Below are 23365 nucleotides of genomic sequence, written 5' to 3' on the forward strand. Positions count from 1 at the left end.
CGCAGCACGGCGGATCAGTCGTCTGCCATCGCCACGCAGACCAGCGCCGGCATGGAGCAGCAATACCGTCAGGTGGATCAGGTCGCTACCGCGTCCCACGAAATGAGCGCCACCGCTCAAGACGTTGCTCGCAGTGCAGCGCAAGCGGCACAGGCGGCGCGGGATGCGGATCAGGCCACCCGTCGCGGTTTGACCGTGATCGACCGCACCACCACCAGCATCGACAACCTCGCGGCCGACATGAGCGCGGCAATGGTTCAAGTCGAAGGGCTGGCGGCCAACAGCGAGAAGATCGGTTCGGTGCTGGAAGTGATTCGGGCCATCGCCGAACAGACCAACCTGCTGGCGCTCAACGCCGCCATCGAGGCCGCTCGTGCCGGTGAAGCCGGACGCGGTTTTGCCGTAGTGGCCGATGAAGTGCGCAACCTGGCACGCCGGACCCAGGAGTCTGTCGAAGAAACCCGTCTGGTGATCGAGCAGTTGCAGAGTGGCACTCAGGACGTGGTTGGTTCGATGAACAACAGCCATCGTCAGGCTCAGGGCAGTGTCGAACAGGTCGGTCAGGCGGTGACGGCGCTGCGGCAGATTGGTGAGGCGGTGACGGTGATCAGCGACATGAACTTGCAGATTGCTTCTGCTGCGGAAGAGCAAAGCGCCGTGGCTGAGGAGATCAACAACAACGTGGCAACCATTCGGGATGTGACGGAGTCGCTGTCGGGGCAGGCCAATGAGTCGGCGCGGGTGAGTCAGTCGCTCAATAGCCTGGCGAATCAGCAGCAGAGTTTGATGGATCAATTCAGGGTCTGAGAAGCCCTCACCCTAACCCTCTCCCAAAGGTAGAGGGGACTGATCGAGTTGTTCTTGGAGCTACATCGACCTGAAATATCGAGTCGAACTCAGGATCTGAAAGCGCTGGAGATGCTCCCTTTCCCCCTCTCCCCGTTGGGGAGAGGGCTGGGGTGAGGGGTGGTTTTCGGCCTCAACGCCGAGGTAGCTCAACAACCACCTTCAACCCGCCCCACTCACTCTCCTCCAGCCGCAACACCCCGCCCCACGTATCAACGATATCCCGCACAATCCCCAACCCCAACCCATGCCCATCCGTCTGTTCATCAAGCCGAGTCCCCCGGCTGAACACCTGATCGCGCTGGTGTTCGGGAATCCCCGGCCCATCATCTTCCACGCTTAACTCAAACCCTTCGGCCTTCTCGACCACGCTCAACCGAACCTCGGCGTCCGCCCACTTGCAGGCGTTGTCCAGCAGGTTACCGAGCAGTTCGAGCAAATCCTCACGGTCCCACGGCAGTTGCAAACCGGCCGGTGCACGGTAGCTGAGCTCAAGATGTTCACCATGGATCATGTTCAACGTCGCCAATAACCCCGGCAACTCCGCATCGCAATCAAACAACGCCCCCGGCAGCGCATCGCCGGATAATCGTGCGCGGTTGAGTTCACGATTGAGTCGATTCTGGACCTGTTCCAGTTGCGCCTTAATGACCTTGCGCAGTTCCGGCTGCGCATCGAGCTTCTCGCTTGAGGCCAGGCTCAACAACACCGCCAGCGGGGTTTTCAAGGCGTGGCCGAGGTTGCCCAGCGCATTGCGCGAGCGCTTGAGGCTGTCTTCGGTGTGAGCGAGCAAATGGTTGATCTGCGCCACCAGCGGTTCAAGCTCTACCGGCACCTGATCATCGAGTTGCGAGCGCTGGCCCTGCTGCAACTGGGAGATCTGCTCACGAGCCTTTTCCAGCGGGCGCAAGGCGCGGCGCACGGTGATCCGTTGCAACAGCAGAATCAGCAGCAACCCCGCCAATCCCAGGCCGAGACCAACCTGTTGCATACGCAGGAAGCTCTCGCGTACCGGCGTGTAATCCTGGGCCACGCTGATCGAAATTGATTGGCCGAGCCGTCGATAGTCCGAACGCAGCACCAGCAATTGCTGCCCTTCTGGCCCCAATTGCAGGTTGCTGTGCAGACCGGCATGGTCGAGGCGCGGCATGTCCTGATCCCATAGCGAACGGGAGCGCCAATGGCTGTCGGCAAAGTCGATGCGGAAGTAATGCCCGGAAAACGGTCGCTGATAGGCCGGTGACAGGTGCCGCTCGTCCAGCTGCAACCCCTGCGGCCCACGCACCAGCGCCACCAGCAGGTTTTCGCTGTCGTTGCGCAGCCCGGCTTCGAGGTAGCGCTGCAAACCCATTTCAAACAGCCACAGGCTGGTCTGCGCCAGCACCAGGCCGACGATCACCATCACGCTGATCAGCCCCAGACTCAAGCGGCGCTGGATCGATCTCACTGGGCTTGCCCGCCGAACAGGTAACCCTGGCCACGACGGGTTTCGATAACGCTGCGCCCGAGTTTGCGCCGCAGGTGGTTGACGTGGACTTCGAGTACGTTGGAGTCACGCTCGGTTTCACCGTCGTAGAGGTGTTCGGCGAGGTGGCTTTTGGAAAGTATCTGCTCGGGGTGCAGCATGAAATAACGCAGCAGACGGAATTCAGCAGCGGTGAGCTGAATGTCGGCGCCGTCGCGAGTCACGCATTGACGGCCTTCGTCCAGATGCAGTCCGGCAGCCTTGAGTGTCGGCTGGTTGGCATGGCCATGGGAGCGGCGCAACAGCGCCTGGACCCGCAAATGCAGCTCTTCGGGGTGGAAGGGTTTGGTCAGATAGTCGTCAGCGCCAGCCTTGAGGCCTTCGATCCGTTCGGCCCAGGAATCACGGGCGGTGAGGATCAGCACGGGGGTGGCCAAGCCACTGGCCCGCCATTGGCTCAGCACGTCGAGCCCTGGCAAACCCGGCAGGCCGAGGTCGAGGATGATCAGGTCATAAGGCTCGCTGCTGCCCTGATACACCGCATCGCGACCGTCGGCCAGCCAGTCCACGGCGTACCCCTGCCGATTGAGGCCGGCCATCAATTCGTCGGCCAGCGGCACATGGTCTTCCACCAGAAGCAAACGCATCGATCAATCTTCCTTGTCTTTCAATAACTGGCCAGTGATGGCGTCGAGGTCCAGTTCGCGGACCACCCCTTCGGTGGTCAGCAGCTCGACTTCATAAACGTAGACGTCGTATTTCTCTTCAAGCTCGGCTTCCAGCAATTTGGCCCCGGGATAGCGGTCCAGCGCTTGCTGCAACAGCTGCTCCAGCGGCAGGATCACGCCCTGTTGACGCAGGCGCAGGGCCTCGTCCTGATCCAGGTCGCGGGCCATGACCACCGAGCAAAAAGCCAGAAGTGCCAGAGCCATTCGACCGCTCGCGCACCGATGTGAAAAAGAAGACACCTTCATTACGTATCCTGATGATCCTTGAGAACCTGCCCGCTGACAGCGTCCAATTCCAGGTCCCACTCAAGGCCCTGCGGGTCGCGCAATTCCACCTGATAGATGTACTTGCCGTACTCTTCTTCCAGCTCGGTTGCGGTGACCTTGGCGCCGGGATGTTTGGCCAGAGCGGTGGCGTTGAGCTTCTCGAAAGACACAATGGTACCAGCGTCACGCAGTCTCAGGGCTTCGTCGGGGCCGAGGTCGCGAGCGTGGGCGATGCTGGCGGTCATGCCGATGATCGACGCGGTGAACAGGGCAGTCAGGGTTTTCATGGGGTGTCTCCATATTTTTTTGTGTGTTGCAGACGCAAGCCACCTTAGCGATCTGAACTTAACTGAAACTGAATTGCCATCATTGGTCATGACAACCTGACATCAATATCAGGCAGCTACATTGATCGGGTGCGACGCGTTTATAATCCGCACGTTCGCCAACTATTGAGACCGGCATGACCGCCATCCATATCAAGTTCCCCTCCCTGACCCTCAAGGCCGGCCCTCGCGCCTTCGCGCGCATCCGTGAAAACGGTTTGAGCGCCGCCGATGTCGGCACACTGCCAGGTGCCGCCGGTGGTCCCAAGGCGTTGGGGATTCAAGGTCTGGACCTGGCGTTGTTCGGTGAATGGCTGCCGGCGGCACCCCGGGAACGTTCGCTGATCGGTGCGTCGGTGGGTTCCTGGCGCTTCGCCAGCGCTTGTCTGCCAGATGCCGCCGAAGGCATCCGCCGCCTCGGTCACCTCTACACCGAGCAAAACTTCGCCAAGGGCGTGACCATGGCGCAGATCAGCCAGAGCTCCCGGCGCATGCTCCATGACCTGCTCGACGGCCGCGACGCCTCGATTCTGGACAACGCTCATTACCGACTGAACATCATGGTGGTCAAAAGCCACGGCCTGTTGGCGGACGATCATCGCGGCCGACTGGGGCTGGGCCTGTCATCGGTAATCGCCGACAACCTGCGGGGGCGCGCGCGGTTGTCGCGGCATTTCGAACGGCTGATCATCCACGATCCGCGCCGGGCACCGCCAGTCAATGCACTGAACGACTTTCCCTCGCGCTTCGTTGCGCTGAATGCCGGCAACCTGCGCCAGGCCTTGCTCGCCTCGGGCTCGATCCCGATGGTGATGGAGGGCGTACGTGATCTGCCGGGCGCCGGTACTGGCACCTTTCGCGATGGCGGTCTGCTGGACTATCACCTCGACCTGCCCTACAGCGGCAACGACATCGTGCTCTATCCGCATTTCACCGACCGGGTGATTCCCGGCTGGTTCGACAAGACCCTGCCGTGGCGCCGCGCTTGCCCTGCGCGCTTGCAGGATGTCCTGTTGCTGGCGCCGTCGAAGGATTACCTGGCGCGCCTGCCCTACGGCAAACTCCCGGACCGTAACGACTTCAAACGCTTCATGGGCGATGCTCCGAGCCGGCAGAAATACTGGCGTGCAACGATGGATGAAAGCCACAGGCTCGGTGACGAATTCCTCGAATTGGCCGCCAGCGGTCGCCTCGGGGAGCGCTTGCTGACCCTTTAGTCAGTGTTTTCCCGCAATGCCAAACGCAAACTGTTAAACTCGCCGCCTGCCCAAATCGCTGCGGCGATCGCCACCTGACAGAGCTCAAACCACTGTGGAAATCTTCAAAGAATTTACCTTCGAATCCGCCCACCGCCTGCCCCACGTGCCGGAAGGCCACAAGTGCGGCCGCCTGCACGGTCACTCGTTCAAAGTGGCGATCCACCTCAGCGGCGACCTCGATCCGCACACGGGCTGGATCCGCGACTTCTCGGAAATCAAGGCGATCTTCAAGCCGCTCTATGAGCGCCTGGACCATAACTACCTGAACGACATTCCCGGCCTGGAAAACCCGACCAGTGAAGTCCTGGCCAAATTCATCTGGAAAGAATTGAAGCCTCTGCTGCCGGAACTCAGCGCGATCCGCATCCACGAGACGTGCACCAGCGGTTGCATCTATCACGGTGAGTAAGCTAATAGATCAAAAAAACCACCGAGACCGGTGGTTTTTTTATGCTTATGCTTTTTGGCTCGAACACGCCAAGAGGACACGCGCATGGCTGACTGGCCGCTGGCTCAGACCTATCGCTTCAACGGGCACTCCGTTCGCTACGCCGTACGGGGTGACGGCCCGCCGTTGGTGTTCGTGCATGGCACGCCTTTCTCTTCTTACGTGTGGCACCGGATTGCACCACACTTCATCACCACGCACCGAGTGCATTACTTCGACCTGCTGGGCTATGGGCAATCGGAGAAAATCGAAGGCGATGTGTCGCTGGGTGTGCAGAACGACCTGTTGGCTCACTTGCTGGATCACTGGGGGCTCGGGCGACCAGACGTCGTCGCTCACGACTTCGGCGGCGCCACTGCCCTGCGTGCTCACCTGCTGAACGGCAAGGACTACCGCAGCCTGACGCTGATTGATCCTGTGGCCCTGACGCCCTGGGGTTCGCCGTTTGTGCAGCATGTGCGTCAGCATGAGGCGGCGTTCAGTGGCCTGCCTGATTACATTCAGCAGGCAATCGTACCAACCTATATTCGCGGGGCGATCAAGCGCGAAATCCCGGACGACGAACTCGCGCCTTACGTGCGGCCGTGGCTGGGTGATCCGGGGCAAGCGGCGTTCTATCGGCAGATCGCGCAGATGGATGAGCGCTATACCCGTGAGGCCGAAGGGCTGTACCCGACGATTCGCTGCCCGGTGCAGATTCTTTGGGGGGAAGACGATCAGTGGATCCCCATCGAACGTGGGCGGGCGTTGCATCAGATGATTCCGGGGTCGCAATTTCACCTCATTCCCAATGCCGGGCATTTGGTTCAGGAAGATGCACCGGAAGCGATCGTCGCGGCACTCCTGCGATTTCTACCGCAACACGAATCCTCCTGAAGAAACACCATCCCCTGCTCGCGAAAGCGCCGGGTCAGTCGACCTCAATGTTGAATGTTCAACCGCTTTCGTCGGAACGCCGCCCGGAGCAGGCTCGCTCCCACATGGGTTCTGTGTTCCTTCAGGTGCACCGCTTTCGAGCCCTCCCCGGGCCAAGTCTTCCTGCTCGACTAAAATAACTCTCCATGGGTCGCGCCGCTGGTAGGGATTGCCGCTGCCGCGCTAACGTATGTGCTATTGACCGGCGTGCTGGGTGCCCGTACTGCCAACGCTCCATTATCAGATCTATAAAAGGATTCGCCTGATGCACATCATCAACGCCCGCCTGCGCAACCAAGATGGCCTGCATGAGCTGCACCTGGAAAACGGTCTGATCAGCAGCATCGCCCGACAGACCGAAGCACCGACCCTGGGCCCCGATGATCTGGACGCCGGCGGCAACCTGGTGGTGCCGCCCTTCGTCGAGCCGCACATCCATCTCGACGCTACGCTCACTGCCGGCGAGCCGCGCTGGAACATGAGCGGCACACTGTTCGAAGGCATCGAGTGCTGGGGCGAGCGCAAGGTGACCATCACCGAGGAGGACACCAAATCCCGTGCCAAGAAAACCATCCAGACCCTCGCCGCCCATGGTATCCAGCACGTACGCACCCACGTCGACGTCACCGACCCGCAGCTCACTGCGCTGAAGGCGATGCTCGAAGTGCGCGAGGAAAGCCGTCACCTGATCGACATGCAGATCGTTGCGTTCCCGCAGGAAGGCATCGAGTCGTACCGCAACGGTCGGGCGTTAATGGAAGAAGCGATCCGCATGGGCGCCGATGTGGTCGGCGGCATTCCGCATTTCGAGTACACCCGCGATCAAGGCGTGAGCTCCGTGAAGTTCCTGATGGACCTGGCCGAGCGCACCGGTTGCCTGGTGGACGTGCATTGCGATGAAACCGACGATCCGCACTCACGCTTTCTGGAGGTGCTGGCCGAAGAAGCCCGCAGCCGCGACATGGGCTCGCGGGTCACCGCCAGCCACACCACGGCCATGGGTTCTTACGACAACGCTTACTGCGCCAAACTGTTTCGCCTGCTCGGGCATTCGGGGATCAGTTTTGTCTCCTGCCCCACCGAAAGCATTCATCTGCAAGGGCGCTTCGACAACTTCCCGAAACGCCGTGGCGTGACCCGAGTGAATGAGTTGCTGGAAGCGGGGATGAACGTGTGTTTCGGCCAGGATTCGATCGTCGACCCGTGGTATCCGCTGGGCAACGGCAACATCTTGCGAGTGCTCGAAGCTGGCCTGCACATCTGCCACATGCTCGGTTACCGCAACTTGCAAAGCGCGCTGGACCTGGTCACCGACAACAGCGCCAAGGCCATGAACCTCGGTGATCGGTATGGTCTGGAACGCGGGCGGCCGGCGAATTTGCTGATTCTGTCGGCGGACAGCGATTACGAGGTGATCCGCAGCCAGGGCCTGCCGCTGTATTCGGTGCGTGATGGCAAGGTGTTGATGAAGCGGCAGATGCCGGTGGTGGAGTTCTTCGGCGATCAGAGCTGAGATTTTGCGTTGATTGGGCTTGCCTCATCGCGAGCAAGCTCGCTCCCACATTTGATCTGTGTCGTCCACAGATCTCCTGTGGGAGCGAGCTTGCTCGCGATGGCGATCTAACAATCAGCTCATCAACCGCGCCGTACCGAATAGCCTGACCTGACTCAATTCCCCCTCTAATTCCTCCAACAAAATTGGTGCAGTACCGCCAGGCATAACCACTTCCACCTCCCCGGCACTCACCCAACCCACCCGCCAAGCCGCGCAAGCCACCGCACTGGCGCTGGTGCCCGACGACGCCGTCGGCCCCTCTCCGCGCTCGAATACCCGCGCGACGACTCGCCCTTTTGACTCAAGCATCGCCCATTGCAGATTCACGCCAGCAGCACACGGCTCCCCTGCCCCGGTCGGGATGGCGTAAGCGATACGCGTCAGCCCTTCGGACATCCCCGGTTCGCGCATCTGCTCATTGCCCGGCAATGCATCGGCGCTCTCTAAAAGCGTCACACAATGTGGATTGCCGATGCGCACGAACTGGCTTCGAGACCAGACGTGATCGAGCGCCGACAACGGCTGTACATGACTGACATCGCGACCGTTCAACAGCACGCTTTCAACCCCTTTTGCCCCCACCGCGTCCGGCCCAAACGAGGGTTTGCCCAAATCCAGCCAGAAGCCTTTCACACCCTCGATCTCGGCCGGTTTCACCGAAGTGTCCACCGGCGAAACCGCATCAGCCTTGTCGTGATGAACCCGGAGCAAACAAACCTCGTCCCTTGGCAGCAGCCCTTGCTCAATCAGGGCCTGAGAGAAAATCGTCAGCCCGTTGCCACTGCGCTCGGCCAGGGTGCCGTCGGTGTTGACGATCAACAGGTCAAACGGTGGCGAGTCTTGAAACGGCCCGATCAGCAAGCCATCGCAGCGATGCGACTTGGCATTGGCGGGACGCGAATGCGACGGCCATTCGCAGAATGCATCCACCGCTTGCCGACTCCAGGCCGCCCGGGATGACGCTGCGTACCCGGCCGTTGTCGGCAAGTCGACACCGGCGCGACGCACCGCTGCGGGAGACACCACGCCATAAATATTGCCGCGAGCATCGTAGAACTGCGCCATGTACCGGTCCTTTTTTATCTGTTGGGTGCGGTGCCCAGAAGGCCATGGGGACCAGACGCCTTGACCGGTTGAACCCGCCGTCCCATTTTCTACAAAATACCGCCCCGGCGTCACCCCGAACGTTCGTCGACATCGCAATAAACGCGCTGGCATTTTCATACCCAATTACAGCGCAATGGACGTTATCGAATGACCTGGATGACGCAGTTTAGCCATGAATCAATGCGCGCAAGCTTGCCGATCCGGGTGCCAGCGAAGAACAGCGGCGGCTGATCGAGCACGACATCGTCGAGGCTTTGCCGGCGTTACGGGCATTGGGTTTGTTCGAGATTCTGCAAGTGCGTGACGAACGCCTGCGCGGATTGTGCGAACGGCACTGACACCCACGCTCGCGATGGAGGGTCAGGCTGTGCAAGGATGACACCCTGCCTCACCGCAAACCTGGGCGGACGCTGATCGAACCCTCACCGGTAAGTCACTGTCCCTTGGGTACGCGACGTTTTTTGCCAAGGATTGATATGACCAACCTCAACACTCAAACCGCATTTGTTCCTGGACGCCTGGAACAAATGTCCACGCGCATCGCCTTTTTCATTGCCGGTTTCGGCATCGCTGCGTGGGCGCCGCTGGTGCCCTACGCCAAGGCGCGGGCCGGGCTGGATGAAGGGACGCTTGGTTTGCTGCTGTTGTGCCTGGGGGTGGGGTCGATTCTGGCGATGCCGATGGCGGGGCTTCTGGCCACGCGTTTCGGCTGTCGCCGGGTGGTGAGCGCCGGGGTGTTGCTGATCTGTGCGGCCCTGCCGCTGCTGGCGACGGTGTCGACGATTCCGGCGTTGATTGTCGCGTTGTTCATGTTCGGCGCGGGCCTTGGCACCGTGGATTCGACGGTGAACCTGCAAGCGGTGATCGTCGAACGGGCCAGCGGCAAGACCATGATGTCGGGTTTCCATGGGCTGTTCAGCCTCGGCGGTATTGTCGGTGCGGCGGGTGTCAGCGCCCTGCTCGGCTTCGGGGTTTCACCGCTGGGGGCGACGCTGGTGGTGATCGTGATGCTGCTGATCGCCCTGTTCAAGGCCGCGCCACACCTATTGCCTTACGGCAGCGAAAGTTCGGGGCCGGCGTTTGCCGTTCCCCATGGCATCGTGCTGTTCATCGGCGGGATGTGTTTCATCGTGTTCCTCGCCGAAGGCGCGGCGCTCGACTGGAGCGCGGTGTTTCTGGCGCAGGAACGGGGAATCGACACAGCGTATGCGGGGCTGGGTTATGCAGCGTTTGCGTTGACCATGACCGTCGGACGCTTGACCGGTGATGTGGTCGTGCGTCGCCTCGGCGCTACGCGGGTGATTGTGTTCGGTGGGTTGACGGCCGCGACGGGCCTGTTTGTGGCGACCTTCGCACCGAGTTGGGAAGCGGCGCTGGTGGGTTATGCATTGTTGGGGGTTGGCTGCTCGAACATTGTGCCGGTGCTGTACACCGCGGTGGGCAAACAGACGGTGATGCCCGAAAGCGTCGCTGTGCCGGCCATTACCACGCTGGGTTATGCCGGGATTCTTGCGGGGCCTGCGTTGATCGGGTTTATCGCCCATGGCAGCAGTTTGAGTTTTGCCTTCGGGTTGATGGCGGTGTTGCTGGTGGCGGTGGCCATTGGCGGGAAGGTGTTGAAAGTCTAAAAGCTTCGCGGGCAAGCCTCGCTCCTACGGATATGACGGTCTTGTAGGAGCGAGGCTTGCCCGCGAATGAAGTCACCTCGGTCTATCAGAACCCGACGCTGGCCTGCACAAAGAACGTGCGCGGCGCACCCACGTACATCCCCGAGTTGTTGTCGCTGGAGCGGGTGAAGTACTGCTTGTCGAAAATGTTCTTCACCCCGGCGCCGACTTTCAGGTTCGAAAGCGTCGCGCCGAAGTCATAACCGCCGCGCACATTCCAGGTGACGTAGCCCGGGATGTCTCCGTATTGGCCGTCCGCGGAGCCTTCGGTGATGTAGTTGCCGCTGAAACTGCCATCAGCGTTCACAGCCACACCCGGCGAACGCTGCTTGGACTGGGCAAAGGCATCGAGGTTGTAGGTCCAGCGGTTGATGTCGTAACGCAAACCGGCAGTCGCCACCTGACGCGAATAGAACGGCAGGTCACGGCCCTTGAAGCCCGGGATCTCGCCTTCATAAACGGCGCGGGTGTAGGTGAAGCCGGCGTTGGCGGTCAGGCCGTCGAGCCGTGGATCCAGTACCGCCATGTCGTAGTGCACCGAGACTTCAAGGCCCTGGTGCGTGGTCGCGCCGAGGTTGGTCCAGCCCGCATCGTTGCTGATGTACTGCAATTCTTTATCGAAGTCGATGTAGAACAGCGTCACTTCCCCGCCCCACACATCATTGTTGTAGCGCGTGCCGACCTCGTAGGTCTTGGCCTTTTCCGGTTCCAGGCCATTGGCGGGTTCGTCACCCGCGCCCCCCTGGCCGAGCTGGAAATACTGCAGGCTGCCGAACGAGGTTTCGTAGTTGGCGAACAGCTTCCACTCTTCCGACACGTGATACATCACGCTAAGGGCCGGCAGCGGCTCGTTGCTTTCGATGCTGCGGTTCTTTTCCAGCACCGGTTTGCCGGCGGTGTCGAGCACCGGGCGGTCGTGCCAGTCGGTGCTGATGTGTTCAAAGCGGATGCCGGGGGTGATGGTCCAGTTGCCGACGTCGATTTTGTTATCGACGTACACCGAGTTGGCTTCAGTGCCACCGGTGCGGTCCTGATAGACATGGCCGTCCGAGCTTTTGGTCACGACCGGCTCGTTGTTGACCAGCGCCAGGCGGCTCGCCTCTTCGTGCATGCCTTCCTTGAGGTAGCGATAACCGACACTGACTTCCTGGGTGGTCGGGCCGACGTCGAACACACGGGACACCCGCGGTTCAATCCCGAAGGTGTAGTAAGTACGCGGGAACGAGCCGAGGGTTTTCTGATCGCGAGCGGCGATGTTGCTGCCACGGAAGCTGTCGGAATAGTAGGTCAGCACTTCGGCCTGGGTGCGGTCGTCGATCTGCCGTGCCCACTTGAACGAGACGTCCTTGCGGCGTCCGCTGAAGTTGTCGTTGTTGCGGTCGGACTGGAACGGATCGGCGTCGTACTGCGCCTGGGTCAGGCCGCCGGGCATGTCGGCGCTGGCGTCGTAGTAGTGAAAGTTGAGGCTGAAATCGTCCACATCGGTGGGTGCCCAGTGAGTCTTGAGGATCACGTCGTCGATGTCGTTGCCGTTGTTGCGCTCACGGTAACCGTTGCCGTTCACGCCCGAGTACAACAGCGCCATGCCGATGCCGTTGTCTGCGGTGCCGCCGAGAAACGCCGTATCGATGTGCTTCCAGCCACCGTGCTGAGAGGTTTCCAGGGTGCTGCCGATTTCACCGGTGGCTTTTTCCGGAATCGCGCGAGTGACGAAGTTGATCACGCCACCGACGTTCTGCGGCCCGTAACGCACGGAGCCGGCGCCGCGAACCACGTCGATGCTGTCGAGGTTGCCGGAGGAAATCGGTGCCATGGACAACTGCGGCTGGCCGTACGGGGCGAACGCTGCCGGTACGCCGTCAATCAACACAGTGGAGCGTGGCGACAGGCGTGAAGTCAGGCCACGCACGCCGACGTTCAGGGAAATGTCGCTGCCGCCGGTGCCGTTGGCCTCTTGCACTTGCACACCGGGCACGCGCTTCAACACGTCGCCGACGTTCATCGCGCCCTGCTCGACCATCGCCTCGCGGCGAATCACCGTACGCGCGCCGGGGTGGTTCTGCACCACGGCGGCATCGGCGTCACCCAGCCAGTCGCCGACCACTTTGATGTCGGTCACGCCCAGCTCCAGCGGGCCGTTCGCAGCAGAAGTCGGTGCTGGCATCAACGTGACCGAACCTTCGTCAATCTGGTATTGCAGACCGCTGCCTTGCAGCAGCTGGCGCAGCGCGTCTTCTGGCGAGAGGTTACCGTCCACCGCCGGGGCCTGTTTGCCGGCGACCAGCTCAGGGCTGAAGAACACCTGCAGCGAGGTTTGCTGGCCCAGTTGACTCAGGGCCTGACCCAGGGGTTGCGCCGGGATGTGAATCGCGTCGGCGGCAAAGGCCTGGGGCAGCGCCGTGCAGACGGCCAGGGCGAGGGCGAGGCGCAACCAAGGGGATTTGTTGTTTTTAGCGGTGGATTTTTTCACGTCGAACGGAGTCCTGTGGATCGCAAGAGTGTGCGCTTGTTAATGCAAACCAGTTGCAGTTGGACAGGAAGACGATCAATTCGAAAAAAACCTGAATTTATTTTGAAATTATTTCCTGACTGCCGTCATCGAGGGTGCGCACGGCCACCGGCAGAATGGTCGGCAAGGCCTTGAGCAAGGCGTCGGTGTTGTCGGAATTGAACACGCTGGTCAGGCGCAGATTGCCCACGTTGTCGTTGCCGACGGTGAGCGTTTTCTCCCGATAGCGCGAGACTTCCTCGGCGACGTCGCTAAGTCGGGCGTTGTTGAACACCAGTTTGCCGCTGCGCCAGGCGGTCAGCTCGGCAGGATTGACCGCGTAGGCGGCAGCGACTTTGCCTTGTGCATCAATGTGCGTGCCGAGGCCGACAGTCAGGCTGATGAAATCGCTGTCCAGCGCTGTGCGGCCCTGAACCTTGACGGTGCCCTGCTCCACCGCGACCCGGGTTTGGGCGGTGTCGCGGCGTACATCAAAACGGGTTCCGGTGACCGTGACCTTGCCGCTGCCCGCCTCGACCACGAAGGGTCGACGGCTGTCATGCTCGACGCTGAACATCGCTTCGCCCTGCGTCAGCTCGATGCTGCGACGGTCGTTTTCATAGCGCACCTGAACGCGGCTGCGGCTGTTCAGGTCGATTACCGAACCGTCCGGCAACGCCACATGACGTCGCTCGCCCAGGGCAGTAGAAAATTCGGCGGTGTAGATTGCCGGGTGATTCAAACCGCTGAACAACCCCAACCCGAGTGCGACGGCCAACACACTGGCAGCCACCGCATAACGCACCAGCGGGCGACGTTTGCTGCGCGCTGCCGGGGTTTCACACAAGGCTTGCAGACGCGCCGCCGGCAGCAAATCAGCCGCCGTCCACAAACCCTGGAGCAACTGGAATTCGTCGCGATGCTGAGGGTGTTCATCCAGCCAGGCTTCGAAATGCCGATACTCTTCGACATTCATCGCAGGCTCCTGCAAACGCACAAACCACCGCGCCGCCTCGTCGCGAACCGTTGTTTGCCCGCACGCACAATCACGAGTATCCATCATGGAAGTTCCTGTTTGGCTGGGGATGAGAAGGCACCGCCGATCATGGCTGCAATCCGTCAAGGCGGTCGCGCAGATGCCGCAGCGTGCGGATCATATACTTTTCCACCATGTTCTTGGACAGTCCCAGGCGTTCGGCGATTTCGGCCTGGGTCAGGCCTTCGATCTTCTGCCAGACAAACACTTTGCGGCAATTGATCGGCAGCTCCGTGAGCGCCCGTTCGATGGAGTCCGCCAACTGGATCGCATGCATGAAATGCTCCGGGTCGCCGGACGACGACACACTGTGATCGATCGCCTCCGACTCCATGGCGCCCCGCCGATCCTCACGCCGATAACCATCCACCGCGATGTTGCGCGCGGTCTGGTGCAAATACGCCCGAGGCTGTTGCACCGTCGCCGAATCGGACTCAAGCACCCTCACGAAGGTGTCGTGGGCCAGGTCCTCGGCCTGCTGACGATTTCTCAGGCGACGGGTCCAGGTCCCGACCAACTCTTCGTAGTGCTCGAAAAAGCCGTGTCTGCGGGGCAGCTTGGGAGTCATTGCGGTGTGCTGTGAAGACGGGTCGTGAATAGTAATGCTTCCTATTAACTGGAAGCAATGGGATTAACGACCCGTAGTAGCCGGCCGTCGGTGCCGATCACAGATCGTGTTACGGCTTAACTGATCGGCAATACGCCAAACGACGCCCTTTTTCTACGTTGAAACGTGCACCTGCAATCGTCGTCCGACGACATCCATCAAATCACAGCCATCGCACAGTGAAGTCACCAACACCCGCGCCAGCTCACTGTGGACACCCTCGCCAAACGCAATGCTCTCCAGCAGTTGCGTTGCGGTACGAATGCGGTAGGCCGCGGTTTCATGCAACACGTCCAGTGGTGCTTCAGTGTCGATCAGCAATGATGGGACGTTGCAGTCGATGCCAGTGATAGGCATGTATCGATCCATGATGAAAAACCTCCATTGGGTAAAGGCACACGATTATTCAGCGTTGGCAGTTGGACGACCTTCAGACAATCCTCGGGGCGGTTCCAGGTTGTCCAGTGCTCGATTGACCAGCAATTCGCCCAGAGCGGACAGTTGCTGAATACCCACAATGACATGGCGACGAGGGCCTTCCAGTTCACGGGCGAGATCGGTGGCCATGACACTGAGGGAGGCGAGGGTTTCAGAGGCGTGACAGAGCAGGGATTCCATGTCGACATCCGGAACGACGGCGAAGAAATACTTGGCAGATTCGGGACGTGTGTGATTGCGCAGGGGCACGCTGACGAGTTGTTCGGTGACTTTGGCGGGACTGGATGAATCGACGGTGTCGTTGGGGGAATCGTTTGGTGATTCCGCGGATTGGATGGTGGTTTTTTTCATAACAGAGCTCCTTGCAAGGGTAGAAAGCGCCCGTCTCTTGCCTTCAACCAGGATTGGGTGACGGCTATGCAGGGCGGACCGGTATATTTATTACCAGAAAATTCTATTTAATTAATCAAATAAATGAACATCTGTGTAATTAAATGATTCTCACCTGATTAATGTTTTTCGGATCCTCCTAGTTACTGTAAGAAACTTCTATTGATCGAGTAGGCAGCGTCTTACATACACTGTCAGAGCCCAATCGCAGCAATAGAAAATATTCCACGATTGTTTAATCCGCGTGGAAAATTATCTTTTTTGTCCAAGGGCCAGGCGTGTAGGATGCTGCACTCAAAGCAAATCACCTCCATACGTGCGATCTATTGCAACGACAAGCAAATGGTAAATATTTAATGCACAAGAAAGACAGAACGGAAAAATTAAAAAACAACATCAAGTACCTGATAAAGAGCCGTGGGGAGACTCGGCTTTCCCTGTGCAATGCCAGCGGATTGACCAGAACGACAATCTATAACATTTTGGAAGGACGGGTTGTCCATGTACAACAATCTACCATTCGAAAAATATCGGATTTTTTTGGCGTGTCTTATAAGGAGATAGAGACAGTAGATTTTGAAGAGAAAGAAATAATAGAGAGCAGTGTCTCACCACAAGGAAATATGAATCCCGCAGCAGTCCCGGTTATTAAAGAGAGTTTGCTTATTGAAAGTCTGGACAAAAGAATTGGCGAATTAGCCATCACGTATCCGCTGACATATTACTTCGGCACTGCCTGCAATTTAATAGGCGTGCTTCTGGAGAATGAAATTAGTGGAATGAACGAACCAGGAGATATTTTGATAGTTAAGAAGGGTTTTTTGAGTGGCGACGGAGACAAATTGGCATACGACAAAACAACAAAAAAATTACGTATTACCACTGAGGGCTTTGACACTGACACTAGCTACATTATTGGAGCAGTGATCGAGGAAAGATTTAATGGCAATTAACAACGAAGCCGAAAACAGCAAATACAAATTACTGGGGTTTGAAAAAAATAAAAACCTCGTCGTTATCATGGTGATCTCCACAGGCAAAATTATAAAAGTTAAGCTAGGCGAGATATTAAAAAGTGACATAATAGACGACCTAAGCAAACCGGAAATCAAGGACATATACCGGAAATATTATTCTGGCGGCACTGCGTTAACCGCATACGAAATGAATGATCGCAATGAAAGGTCGTGGATGACTTACGTCGCCCTCAATCTGCTTCTTTTCGCACTGTACATATTCACAAATGTTGCCGCGACGAAACTGGTATATATAGCCCTTTTTGACATCGTTGTTACGCCGGGTGTTTTTCTATACCCACTAACCTTTTTAGTAGTTGACATATTGAATGAATCTTACGGACTTAGACTCGCGAGGCGAGCCATACTGTTCGCCTTTGCAAGTAATGCATTTATTATCATTTTACTGAGTACCACCAGCTACCTTCCAGGCTTAACTGGTTGGAAGCTCGACGGACCTTACAGTGAGGTAATTACACATGTGTCATCTGCGTTAGTAGCATCCTGCATTTCTTTCCTTTTTTCTGAATACGTCAACTCTTATCTTCTGTGCAGAATAAAAAAACTTACGAACTCAAGGTTTCTATTTTTGAGGGTTTTCTTCAGCACCTTTTTTGCGGTAATAATAGACAGTTTCATTTTTTGCTTTATTGCATTTTATGGAACCATGCAAAACAGCGATATCCTTAAGATAATTTATGTACAGATAGCTATAAAAATGTGCTTCTCCGTTTTCAATATCCTACCTGCCTATGGGGCAAGATCACTATTTAAAAGGTACATAGCTGTAGATCCCGTATAAAGCCTGGGGAGTCAGCACCAACAAGCCAACGCCCCCAGCAGCAAATTAACTTTTATAGTGCTAGTTTAATTTTTAGACTGTTCCAGACTTCCGTTCTGTTTCCCAGAAATTCACTCAATCCTTTTGCACGAAGACTACAAGCATCACAGTCGCCGCATCCACTCCCCATTATCCCGTTGTAGCAAGTCAATGTATGGTAACGAATCAAATCCAGCTGGTTATGGTAATCGGCCAAGGCCCAAGTCTCTGCTTTATTCAGCCACATAAGCGGCGTCTCAATTTGTATCTTATAGTCCATGCCCAAGTGAATGGCGCTGTTCAACGCCTTAACAAACTCATCGCCACAATCAGGGTAGCCAGAGCTCTCAGTTTCACAAACACCTGTGATGACAGCTTCAGCACCCACTTGATAGGCATAAATAGAAGCCAACGTTAAAAACAGAATATTCCTGCCAGGCACGAACGTATCAGGCACGCCGCTCCCCGTACTCCTTGCAATTGGAATGTGGTCGCGCGTCAAACTGCTAATGGCCAGTTCGCTTAACAATGAAGTGTCCAATACTTTGTGCACCTTCACGCCAAGCTGTTTTGATAACTGTTGCGCCACTTCGATTTCCGCACGATGGCGCTGGCCATAATCAAAGGTAATGCAGTGAATTTCATCGTACATCGGCAATGCATGGATCAAGCAGGTGGTTGAGTCTTGTCCGCCGCTGAAAACGATAACGGCCTTTCTGGTCATGGTTCGTTCTTCCTTGGGGTGTCCCGACAGGGTGCCGGGGCCGTTGACCCTACCGGGAAGCTCAAACTCTGGGTGTGGGAGGTTTCCGAAATGACCGTCTCCGATTTCCGTTTGTGTCAGTTCTATGCTGGATTCCCGAGGGGTTTTCCAAACAGTCATCACTGATGACCCACTTCAAACGGCAGTTACGCGGTCCCTGTGGGAGCGAGCTTGCTCGCGATGAACGATTACACGGTGTCTCAGTGATTACTTGGGCAATTCGACAATGGCGCTTTCAAGCCGTTGGAAGATCCATTCTGTAACCCGCCCCCGGCGCACCTTCATGCAACGCCGACTGAATGTTCGCATACAAGGCGTTCGCCTCGTGGGTAGTGATTGATCGCGAACAATCACGCAGTACAACGCGCAGAAGCACATTTTCCTGGCCCGGCAGCAGTCCGAGGCGTTCAATTGCCTGCACAGGTAAATCCAAGAATCCCCAACGTCCCTTGACCTGCATCTCCTCGATCCAGTCAGAGTTGTCGCCAGCAGCTTGTAACATCCTCTCGGTCAACACTTCCTCGCTTAACCCTGGCGTTACCGCCAACGAAATATCACGAGCAATCGAAGGCAAACGTGATACAGCGCTCCAGGGATTCAAATCATGCATCTGCGCCTGTACTCGTACGTTCTGATCACGCAGCAAGCGAATATCCGGAATCCCCTTGCGCAGCATGGTCAGTCGATCCAACCCCATCCCGAGCGCCAGCCCTCCATGACACTGCGGATCAATCTTCAAGCGCTCTAACAAAGACGTAGCAATACGACCGCACTCCAGCACCTCGACCGCAGCGCCGTCATTCAACACATTCACTTCTATTCCGCCCTCCGTGTAGTGATGCGGGCTATCACTGTAGACCCAACGCTTTTCAGGAACGGCTGTTTTGAGGATATCGCTGACCAGACGCAACAAGTGGTCATGCGTCGACAGTTCCGGGTCACCCAGCACCCAGATATCCATTTGATGTGGTTCTGCACAATGCCAACGGTCCCGACTATCTCGACGAAAAGTGATACCTGGCGCGGCCAGCAATATCGTCTCCCCCGGTTGCCGCACATGAGCCGCACGCTGAAGTGCCGCCGGAATTTGACTGGTGGTTTGTGTACGCAAAAGGGAACACTCATCGACCCAACGGGTGTGTTCACTCCCAAGAGTGACTTCTGCTGGGTCATAACCCAGCAAACCGTAATTTTCTTCAGCGGACACAATTCGTGGTCCGGTCTGAAGTTGCGCTTGGGGCCAGCCTTTTTCAGCAAGCTCCTGAAGAACTTCATTTAGCAATAGTCGGACGGCGTGATCGGGTGCGCTTGCCTCGGTAAGATCAACCAGTAGTAGGGCTTGATGGACAGACGTATCTGTCAGGTATTTCTTTGATGCATGCACTATATAACCCTCTATTAACAGTTGAACATTTGCTTTCAAAAAACAAAACCCATAAATAAACCTAACGACATCAGGTCATCAGCCACAACCAAAAAAAAATGAAAATAATAAATTTTCAGAACAAGATTACAGATACGCCCTACACAAATAACCTATAGAACTTTACGACGACTAAAACAGTCAAATTAATTCTAAAAAAACCCTAACAAATCATTTAACACATCAAAAATCCTGTATTAATTAATCCACTCCCAAGCATTTCAGGGAGTACAAACCAACAAAATGAAAAAGGAAGATCAGATGAAAAAGAAAAATATCGTCAAAGAAAAACTCAACCGAATCACTTCTGGCCCGGATAATTTTGGTTGGGCACCTCTGGCTTGGGCTCACACTGGAGAGTAAATAATACCAATGAGCGACAAGAACTCTCTTGCCGCTCATTGGAAAGAAGAGGAGGATTTTATGCCAACATCAAAAATGATATCGACGCTCATTGGTCAGGGGGAGTTATCAATAATTTCGGATTCAGAAGACTTCCTCAGAGAATGTGCGCACCTAGGTTTCAATACGGCAAATATTTCCGAGATTGAGAAACTACCAAAGAATAGTATTATTTTTTCCTTTAGCAATGATGCTGCAAAATTGACGTTTGATATCACAAAAAACACAAAAAATAAAAAAAGCGTTTTTTGCGCAACGCAAGTGTTCAAGCCTTCCTTAGTTAGTGCACTCTACAGCCTGGAGCTCTTGCTGAGCAGCAATTTTGAACATGCCTTATGCACACAGCGATCCGTGTTGAACATGCTCAATTCAAATGAATCCTTTTTCCTGTCTGGTAACGACGCTGATGCGCGGGTCACTATTTTCCCTCACGCACAGCCATACGCACTACTTGCCGAAGACATAGAACACACTTTGTTCAGTCCGTGGCAGAATTTTTTGAAGTTCATTATGCACATATGAACCCACAAGAACCTTGCCCGTTTTCTTTTAGCGGAACTTTGAAAATCGCAGGAATACTGACAGTACTGAGAAAACCTAACCCGATTGCCAGAAGGATTGAAAACCTCACTAAAATGGCTGAGTGATCGCATATCGGAAGAAGGCGCATTCTTATCAGTTGAAGACAACATCATCACCTCACTGAAAGTAAAAAACGAGGAACATATAAAACTTCTGGATCTTGCGGCTAGTTCTCGCGGACTTAAGCTGACCGAGTTCGCTATCGGGGTAAACGAGGCTATCGCGCCAAGTATTGATTACAAAATCAACTCACAGATGAATGAAGGTATCTGTGGGGTTCATTTAGCTATTGGTGATGGATCTTCCGGCTATCACATCGACTTCCTTAGCCCAGCCGTGAGCGCAAGCCCAATACACTAGCAGTTCCATTGGTAACTACTTACTGATAGCACAGAGCAATCGGACCGCGGTTGGTTAATACACCTGTTCCACAGCACCTGTCGCAGGCTGCGATCTTTTGATGCCAGTGCTAGCGCAACCACTCGATAAACAGGGCAAACAACTCCGACTGTGAACCGACATTCAGCTTCAAATAGAGATTCTTGCGGTGCATGCGTACCGTCTCAGGCGAAATGCTCATCTGGCTGGCCGTTGACGTCACGGACGCCGACACTAGCGGGCGTTGCGCCCCTCTATCGTCAAGGGCACCAGCAACTCCTCAGCTGTATCCACTACTTTTCCGAAGTACAGCCCGAAGTTCAACATCGCCGCATCGTGCATGGCTTCGTCACAATCTGCGCAGGCGTCAGAGACCAGGACACAACCGTAGCCGCGGTCGGCGGCGTCGCGGGCGGTGGTTTCGACACAGCAGCTGGTGACCACACCGGAGAACACCAGGTTTTTGATGCCCATGCGTTGCAGGGTGGTGTCAATTTCGCTGCCGTTGAAAGCACCTTGGGTGGTCTTGCGAATGATCGTCTCCTGCGCCAGCGGCGCCACCTCTTCCAGGAAGGCGAAGTCTGGATTGCCGACCCACCACATGTCCTTGACACCCCCGGCAATCTCCAGCTCCCGCGTCCAGTCCCTGAAACGCGCCGGACAATCGCGCATGTCCTGATACAACGAACCGGTACACAGATGAATGACCGGACGACCGGAGTCACGAAACGCCTTCAGCAAGCGGCGGATAGCTGGAATCGTCGTCTGCTCCAGACGATCCAGGTAATAACGCATGGAGCCGGGGTCCACCGCCTCACAGGCTTTTACCCAGCCCCGCCCCTCCGTTGCATCGCTGTGCTGCACATCGACCACGACCAGCGCCGTGGCGGAACGATCAGAAAAATCGACACCGGGAATGGTTGCGGACAAGGCTTCAAAATCATTTTGCGGTTGCTTCATGACGATCTCCGTTTCTGCGTTGAAGTGCGTTGATGATCCAATGCTTTTCCGCCCCGTGCTTGATGTATTCCCCCACCAACTGGTCGCAATCGATCATTCCCACCCCTTCCCCGCGCCCTAGATTAACTCCCAGAACAAGCAGCCGTGCCGTGCGGCCAGTCACTGTGGAGATCACCCCATGCAAAGTTTCCAAACCCGTAAACAGCAAAGCCCCGTCGACGGTTGGGACCAGCAGGACCCGGAAGAAGCCTTCACCCTGCCCTCGCGTTACTTCTTCGACGAGACCCTGTTCAAGGTCGAACGCGATAACATTTTCATGCACGCCTGGCACGTGGCCGGGCACGTCAGCGAGTTCGCCGAGCCGGGTCAGTACGTGGTGACGGATCTGTTCGACCAGAGCGTGGTGGTGGCGAAGAATCGTCAGGGCCAGATCCATGCGTTCCACAACGTTTGCCAGCATCGTGGCAACCGCTTGCTTGAAGCGCGTCGCGGCACCACCGGCGGCGTGGTCCGTTGCGCCTATCACTCGTGGTGCTACGAGATGGACGGCAGCCTGCGCAGCGCGCCGCGTTGCGAGAAGATGAAGAACTTCGAGCTGCAGCAGTTCAACATTCCGCAGATCCGCACCGAAGAACTGGGCGGGTTCATTTACTTCAACCTCGACCCGGCGGCGCCGTCGTTGCGGGACCTGTTCCCCGGCGCCGATGAGGAAATGCGCCGAGTGTTTCCGGACCTTGCGAACATGCGCCTGATCGAGGAACAGGACGTGATCGTGCCGGCCAACTGGAAGGTGATCATGGACAACTCCATCGAGGGCTATCACTTCAAGTTGTCCGGGCCGTGCCATATCGACCTCGCCAAGCTGATCGACTTCAAGGGCTATCAGTTGACCAAACGCGACAACTGGTGGACCTACGTCGCCCCGGCCAATCTCTCGGTGACCGAAGCCTACGGCGTCCCCCTGAAAAGCCAGGTGAACCCCAACGAATGCTTTTTCAACATCGGCCTGTGGCCGAACAACACTTTCTATACCTTCCCGTTCTCGGAGTTTCTCGGCTCGTTCATCATGATTCCGCTGGATGCCGAACGCTCTCTGCTGCGCTTTGGTTACTACTCCACCCACACCGAGACCGCTGCGGTGACCGAGTCCTGCATGAAGTGGATGAATGAGGATTTGGGACCGGAAGACATCGCGTTGAACATCTCGGTGCAGAAAGGCCTGCATTCTCTGGGCTACGACCAGGGCCGCTACATGATCGACGCCCAGCGCAGCAATGAAAGCGAGCACCTGGTGCATCACTTTCACCGCCTGGTGTTCAACGGTGTTCACGGGCCGTCTTCAGTCAGACCGTAGTGCCCGGCAGTTACGCGGTCCCTGTGGGAGCGAGCTTGCTCCGGGCGGCGATCCGACGAAAGCAATTGATCACTCAACATTGATGCTGACTGACCTGCCGCTATCGCGAGCAAGCTCGCTCCCAC

The 23365-nt window shown here is 56.8% G+C and carries 24 protein-coding genes and 1 pseudogene; 11 read left to right on the forward strand and 14 right to left on the reverse strand.

What is annotated here, in order from left to right; all coding sequences use genetic code 11:
* The first annotated feature begins 51 nt into the window (after positions 1–51).
* Positions 52–807: a methyl-accepting chemotaxis protein gene (locus ACYZT7_RS22800; protein WP_371918049.1), complete on the forward strand. Its 756-nt coding sequence runs from the start codon at positions 52–54 to the stop codon at positions 805–807.
* Positions 808–979: 172 nt separating this feature from the next.
* Here the strand turns inward: ACYZT7_RS22800 and ACYZT7_RS22805 are convergent, their stop codons facing one another.
* Genes ACYZT7_RS22805 through ACYZT7_RS22820 form a run of 4 tightly spaced genes read right to left on the reverse strand, consistent with a single transcriptional unit; the run spans position 980 to position 3593 of the window.
* The gene (locus ACYZT7_RS22805) at positions 980–2293 is read right to left on the reverse strand and encodes a sensor histidine kinase (RefSeq protein WP_462038314.1); all 1314 of its coding nucleotides are present in this window, start codon (positions 2291–2293) and stop codon (positions 980–982) included.
* Positions 2290–2958: a response regulator transcription factor gene (locus ACYZT7_RS22810; protein WP_462038315.1), complete on the reverse strand. Its 669-nt coding sequence runs from the start codon at positions 2956–2958 to the stop codon at positions 2290–2292. Before ACYZT7_RS22810 ends, ACYZT7_RS22805 begins: the two co-directional genes overlap by 4 nt.
* A 3-nt stretch (positions 2959–2961) precedes the next feature.
* The gene (locus tag ACYZT7_RS22815; RefSeq protein ID WP_462038316.1) at positions 2962–3285 is read right to left on the reverse strand and encodes a PepSY domain-containing protein; all 324 of its coding nucleotides are present in this window, start codon (positions 3283–3285) and stop codon (positions 2962–2964) included.
* Positions 3285–3593 carry a PepSY domain-containing protein gene (locus ACYZT7_RS22820; protein ID WP_462038317.1) on the reverse strand — a complete coding sequence of 103 codons (309 nt, stop codon included), beginning with the start codon at positions 3591–3593 and terminating at the stop codon, positions 3285–3287. The genes ACYZT7_RS22815 and ACYZT7_RS22820 overlap by 1 nt, the downstream gene beginning before the upstream one ends.
* A 176-nt stretch (positions 3594–3769) precedes the next feature.
* On the opposite strand from ACYZT7_RS22820, the gene ACYZT7_RS22825 reads away from it, so the two are divergent.
* The 4 genes from ACYZT7_RS22825 to codA all read left to right on the forward strand — a co-directional run bounded on the left by ACYZT7_RS22825 (position 3770) and on the right by codA (position 7767).
* Positions 3770–4849 (forward strand): patatin-like phospholipase family protein, encoded by a 1080-nt coding sequence (locus ACYZT7_RS22825; RefSeq protein WP_462038318.1) that lies wholly within the window; start codon positions 3770–3772, stop codon positions 4847–4849.
* Between the two features lie 94 nt (positions 4850–4943).
* Positions 4944–5300, forward strand: a complete 357-nt coding sequence (queD, locus tag ACYZT7_RS22830; RefSeq protein ID WP_008152165.1) for a 6-carboxytetrahydropterin synthase QueD — start codon at positions 4944–4946, stop codon at positions 5298–5300.
* Between the two features lie 84 nt (positions 5301–5384).
* Positions 5385–6215, forward strand: a complete 831-nt coding sequence (locus ACYZT7_RS22835) for an alpha/beta fold hydrolase (RefSeq protein ID WP_462038319.1) — start codon at positions 5385–5387, stop codon at positions 6213–6215.
* 304 nt (positions 6216–6519) lie between these two features.
* Entirely contained in the window at positions 6520–7767 is a 1248-nt protein-coding gene (gene codA, locus ACYZT7_RS22840) for a cytosine deaminase (RefSeq protein ID WP_462038320.1), read from the forward strand.
* A gap of 114 nt (positions 7768–7881) precedes the next feature.
* On the opposite strand, the gene ACYZT7_RS22845 is transcribed toward codA, so the two are convergent.
* On the reverse strand, positions 7882–8874 hold the full coding sequence (locus ACYZT7_RS22845) for a diaminopimelate epimerase (RefSeq protein WP_462038321.1): 993 nt from the start codon (positions 8872–8874) through the stop codon (positions 7882–7884).
* A 518-nt stretch (positions 8875–9392) separates the two neighbouring features.
* On the opposite strand from ACYZT7_RS22845, the gene ACYZT7_RS22850 reads away from it, so the two are divergent.
* Positions 9393–10544, forward strand: a complete 1152-nt coding sequence (locus tag ACYZT7_RS22850) for an MFS transporter (protein ID WP_462038322.1) — start codon at positions 9393–9395, stop codon at positions 10542–10544.
* 85 nt (positions 10545–10629) lie between these two features.
* On the opposite strand, the gene ACYZT7_RS22855 is transcribed toward ACYZT7_RS22850, so the two are convergent.
* From ACYZT7_RS22855 to ACYZT7_RS22875, 5 genes are all read right to left on the reverse strand, one after another.
* On the reverse strand, positions 10630–13053 hold the full coding sequence (locus tag ACYZT7_RS22855; RefSeq protein ID WP_462038323.1) for a TonB-dependent siderophore receptor: 2424 nt from the start codon (positions 13051–13053) through the stop codon (positions 10630–10632).
* A gap of 97 nt (positions 13054–13150) precedes the next feature.
* The gene (locus ACYZT7_RS22860; RefSeq protein ID WP_462038324.1) at positions 13151–14134 is read right to left on the reverse strand and encodes a FecR family protein; all 984 of its coding nucleotides are present in this window, start codon (positions 14132–14134) and stop codon (positions 13151–13153) included.
* Positions 14135–14174: 40 nt separating this feature from the next.
* Positions 14175–14675, reverse strand: coding sequence for a sigma-70 family RNA polymerase sigma factor (locus tag ACYZT7_RS22865; RefSeq protein ID WP_462038325.1), 501 nt, complete (start codon positions 14673–14675; stop codon positions 14175–14177).
* A 153-nt stretch (positions 14676–14828) separates the two neighbouring features.
* A complete protein-coding gene (locus ACYZT7_RS22870) occupies positions 14829–15083 on the reverse strand; it encodes a hypothetical protein (protein WP_462038326.1) in 255 nt (84 codons plus the stop codon).
* 33 nt (positions 15084–15116) lie between these two features.
* Positions 15117–15503: a DUF6124 family protein gene (locus tag ACYZT7_RS22875; protein WP_462038327.1), complete on the reverse strand. Its 387-nt coding sequence runs from the start codon at positions 15501–15503 to the stop codon at positions 15117–15119.
* 395 nt (positions 15504–15898) lie between these two features.
* Between ACYZT7_RS22875 and ACYZT7_RS22880 the strand changes: the two genes are divergently transcribed.
* Positions 15899–16495 carry a helix-turn-helix transcriptional regulator gene (locus ACYZT7_RS22880; protein WP_462038328.1) on the forward strand — a complete coding sequence of 199 codons (597 nt, stop codon included), beginning with the start codon at positions 15899–15901 and terminating at the stop codon, positions 16493–16495.
* A complete protein-coding gene (locus tag ACYZT7_RS22885; RefSeq protein ID WP_462038329.1) occupies positions 16485–17360 on the forward strand; it encodes a queuosine precursor transporter in 876 nt (291 codons plus the stop codon). The genes ACYZT7_RS22880 and ACYZT7_RS22885 overlap by 11 nt, the downstream gene beginning before the upstream one ends.
* A 52-nt stretch (positions 17361–17412) precedes the next feature.
* On the opposite strand, the gene queC is transcribed toward ACYZT7_RS22885, so the two are convergent.
* Together queC and srmL are read right to left on the reverse strand one after the other, a co-directional pair.
* On the reverse strand, positions 17413–18102 hold the full coding sequence (gene queC, locus ACYZT7_RS22890; RefSeq protein ID WP_462038330.1) for a 7-cyano-7-deazaguanine synthase QueC: 690 nt from the start codon (positions 18100–18102) through the stop codon (positions 17413–17415).
* Between the two features lie 274 nt (positions 18103–18376).
* Entirely contained in the window at positions 18377–19525 is a 1149-nt protein-coding gene (gene srmL / locus ACYZT7_RS22895) for a PheS-related mystery ligase SrmL (RefSeq protein ID WP_462041850.1), read from the reverse strand.
* Between the two features lie 411 nt (positions 19526–19936).
* Here srmL and ACYZT7_RS22900 point away from each other — a divergent pair, with 411 nt between their 5' ends.
* Together ACYZT7_RS22900 and ACYZT7_RS22905 are read left to right on the forward strand one after the other, a co-directional pair.
* On the forward strand, positions 19937–20488 hold the full coding sequence (locus tag ACYZT7_RS22900; protein ID WP_462038331.1) for a hypothetical protein: 552 nt from the start codon (positions 19937–19939) through the stop codon (positions 20486–20488).
* 84 nt (positions 20489–20572) lie between these two features.
* On the forward strand, positions 20573–20908 hold the full coding sequence (locus ACYZT7_RS22905; RefSeq protein ID WP_462038332.1) for a hypothetical protein: 336 nt from the start codon (positions 20573–20575) through the stop codon (positions 20906–20908).
* 109 nt (positions 20909–21017) lie between these two features.
* Here the strand turns inward: ACYZT7_RS22905 and ACYZT7_RS22910 are convergent.
* Positions 21018–21152: pseudogene (locus ACYZT7_RS22910) on the reverse strand (helix-turn-helix transcriptional regulator); the annotation flags it as partial.
* Positions 21153–21160: 8 nt separating this feature from the next.
* Positions 21161–21886, reverse strand: a complete 726-nt coding sequence (locus ACYZT7_RS22915) for a cysteine hydrolase family protein (protein ID WP_462038333.1) — start codon at positions 21884–21886, stop codon at positions 21161–21163.
* Between the two features lie 178 nt (positions 21887–22064).
* On the opposite strand from ACYZT7_RS22915, the gene ACYZT7_RS22920 reads away from it, so the two are divergent.
* Complete coding sequence (locus tag ACYZT7_RS22920; protein WP_462038334.1) at positions 22065–23240, forward strand: aromatic ring-hydroxylating oxygenase subunit alpha; 1176 nt, start codon at positions 22065–22067, stop codon at positions 23238–23240.
* The last annotated feature ends 125 nt before the right edge of the window (positions 23241–23365 follow it).

Source organism: Pseudomonas sp. RT4P38, assembly GCF_054897765.1.

What these genes read in the sequence shown, in the direction of transcription:
- ACYZT7_RS22800 (WP_371918049.1), top strand. Translation starts at nt 52, where the DNA reads ATGGAGCAGCAATACCGTCAGGTGGATCAGGTCGCTACCGCGTCCCAC.
- ACYZT7_RS22810 (WP_462038315.1), bottom strand. Translation starts at nt 2,958, where the DNA reads ATGCGTTTGCTTCTGGTGGAAGACCATGTGCCGCTGGCCGACGAATTG.
- ACYZT7_RS22815 (WP_462038316.1), bottom strand. Translation starts at nt 3,285, where the DNA reads ATGAAGGTGTCTTCTTTTTCACATCGGTGCGCGAGCGGTCGAATGGCT.
- ACYZT7_RS22820 (WP_462038317.1), bottom strand. Translation starts at nt 3,593, where the DNA reads ATGAAAACCCTGACTGCCCTGTTCACCGCGTCGATCATCGGCATGACC.
- ACYZT7_RS22825 (WP_462038318.1), top strand. Translation starts at nt 3,770, where the DNA reads ATGACCGCCATCCATATCAAGTTCCCCTCCCTGACCCTCAAGGCCGGC.
- ACYZT7_RS22835 (WP_462038319.1), top strand. Translation starts at nt 5,385, where the DNA reads ATGGCTGACTGGCCGCTGGCTCAGACCTATCGCTTCAACGGGCACTCC.
- codA (WP_462038320.1), top strand. Translation starts at nt 6,520, where the DNA reads ATGCACATCATCAACGCCCGCCTGCGCAACCAAGATGGCCTGCATGAG.
- ACYZT7_RS22845 (WP_462038321.1), bottom strand. Translation starts at nt 8,874, where the DNA reads ATGGCGCAGTTCTACGATGCTCGCGGCAATATTTATGGCGTGGTGTCT.
- ACYZT7_RS22850 (WP_462038322.1), top strand. Translation starts at nt 9,393, where the DNA reads ATGACCAACCTCAACACTCAAACCGCATTTGTTCCTGGACGCCTGGAA.
- ACYZT7_RS22860 (WP_462038324.1), bottom strand. Translation starts at nt 14,134, where the DNA reads ATGATGGATACTCGTGATTGTGCGTGCGGGCAAACAACGGTTCGCGAC.
- ACYZT7_RS22865 (WP_462038325.1), bottom strand. Translation starts at nt 14,675, where the DNA reads ATGACTCCCAAGCTGCCCCGCAGACACGGCTTTTTCGAGCACTACGAA.
- ACYZT7_RS22870 (WP_462038326.1), bottom strand. Translation starts at nt 15,083, where the DNA reads ATGGATCGATACATGCCTATCACTGGCATCGACTGCAACGTCCCATCA.
- ACYZT7_RS22875 (WP_462038327.1), bottom strand. Translation starts at nt 15,503, where the DNA reads ATGAAAAAAACCACCATCCAATCCGCGGAATCACCAAACGATTCCCCC.
- ACYZT7_RS22880 (WP_462038328.1), top strand. Translation starts at nt 15,899, where the DNA reads ATGCACAAGAAAGACAGAACGGAAAAATTAAAAAACAACATCAAGTAC.
- ACYZT7_RS22885 (WP_462038329.1), top strand. Translation starts at nt 16,485, where the DNA reads ATGGCAATTAACAACGAAGCCGAAAACAGCAAATACAAATTACTGGGG.
- queC (WP_462038330.1), bottom strand. Translation starts at nt 18,102, where the DNA reads ATGACCAGAAAGGCCGTTATCGTTTTCAGCGGCGGACAAGACTCAACC.
- ACYZT7_RS22900 (WP_462038331.1), top strand. Translation starts at nt 19,937, where the DNA reads ATGAGCGACAAGAACTCTCTTGCCGCTCATTGGAAAGAAGAGGAGGAT.
- ACYZT7_RS22915 (WP_462038333.1), bottom strand. Translation starts at nt 21,886, where the DNA reads ATGAAGCAACCGCAAAATGATTTTGAAGCCTTGTCCGCAACCATTCCC.
- ACYZT7_RS22920 (WP_462038334.1), top strand. Translation starts at nt 22,065, where the DNA reads ATGCAAAGTTTCCAAACCCGTAAACAGCAAAGCCCCGTCGACGGTTGG.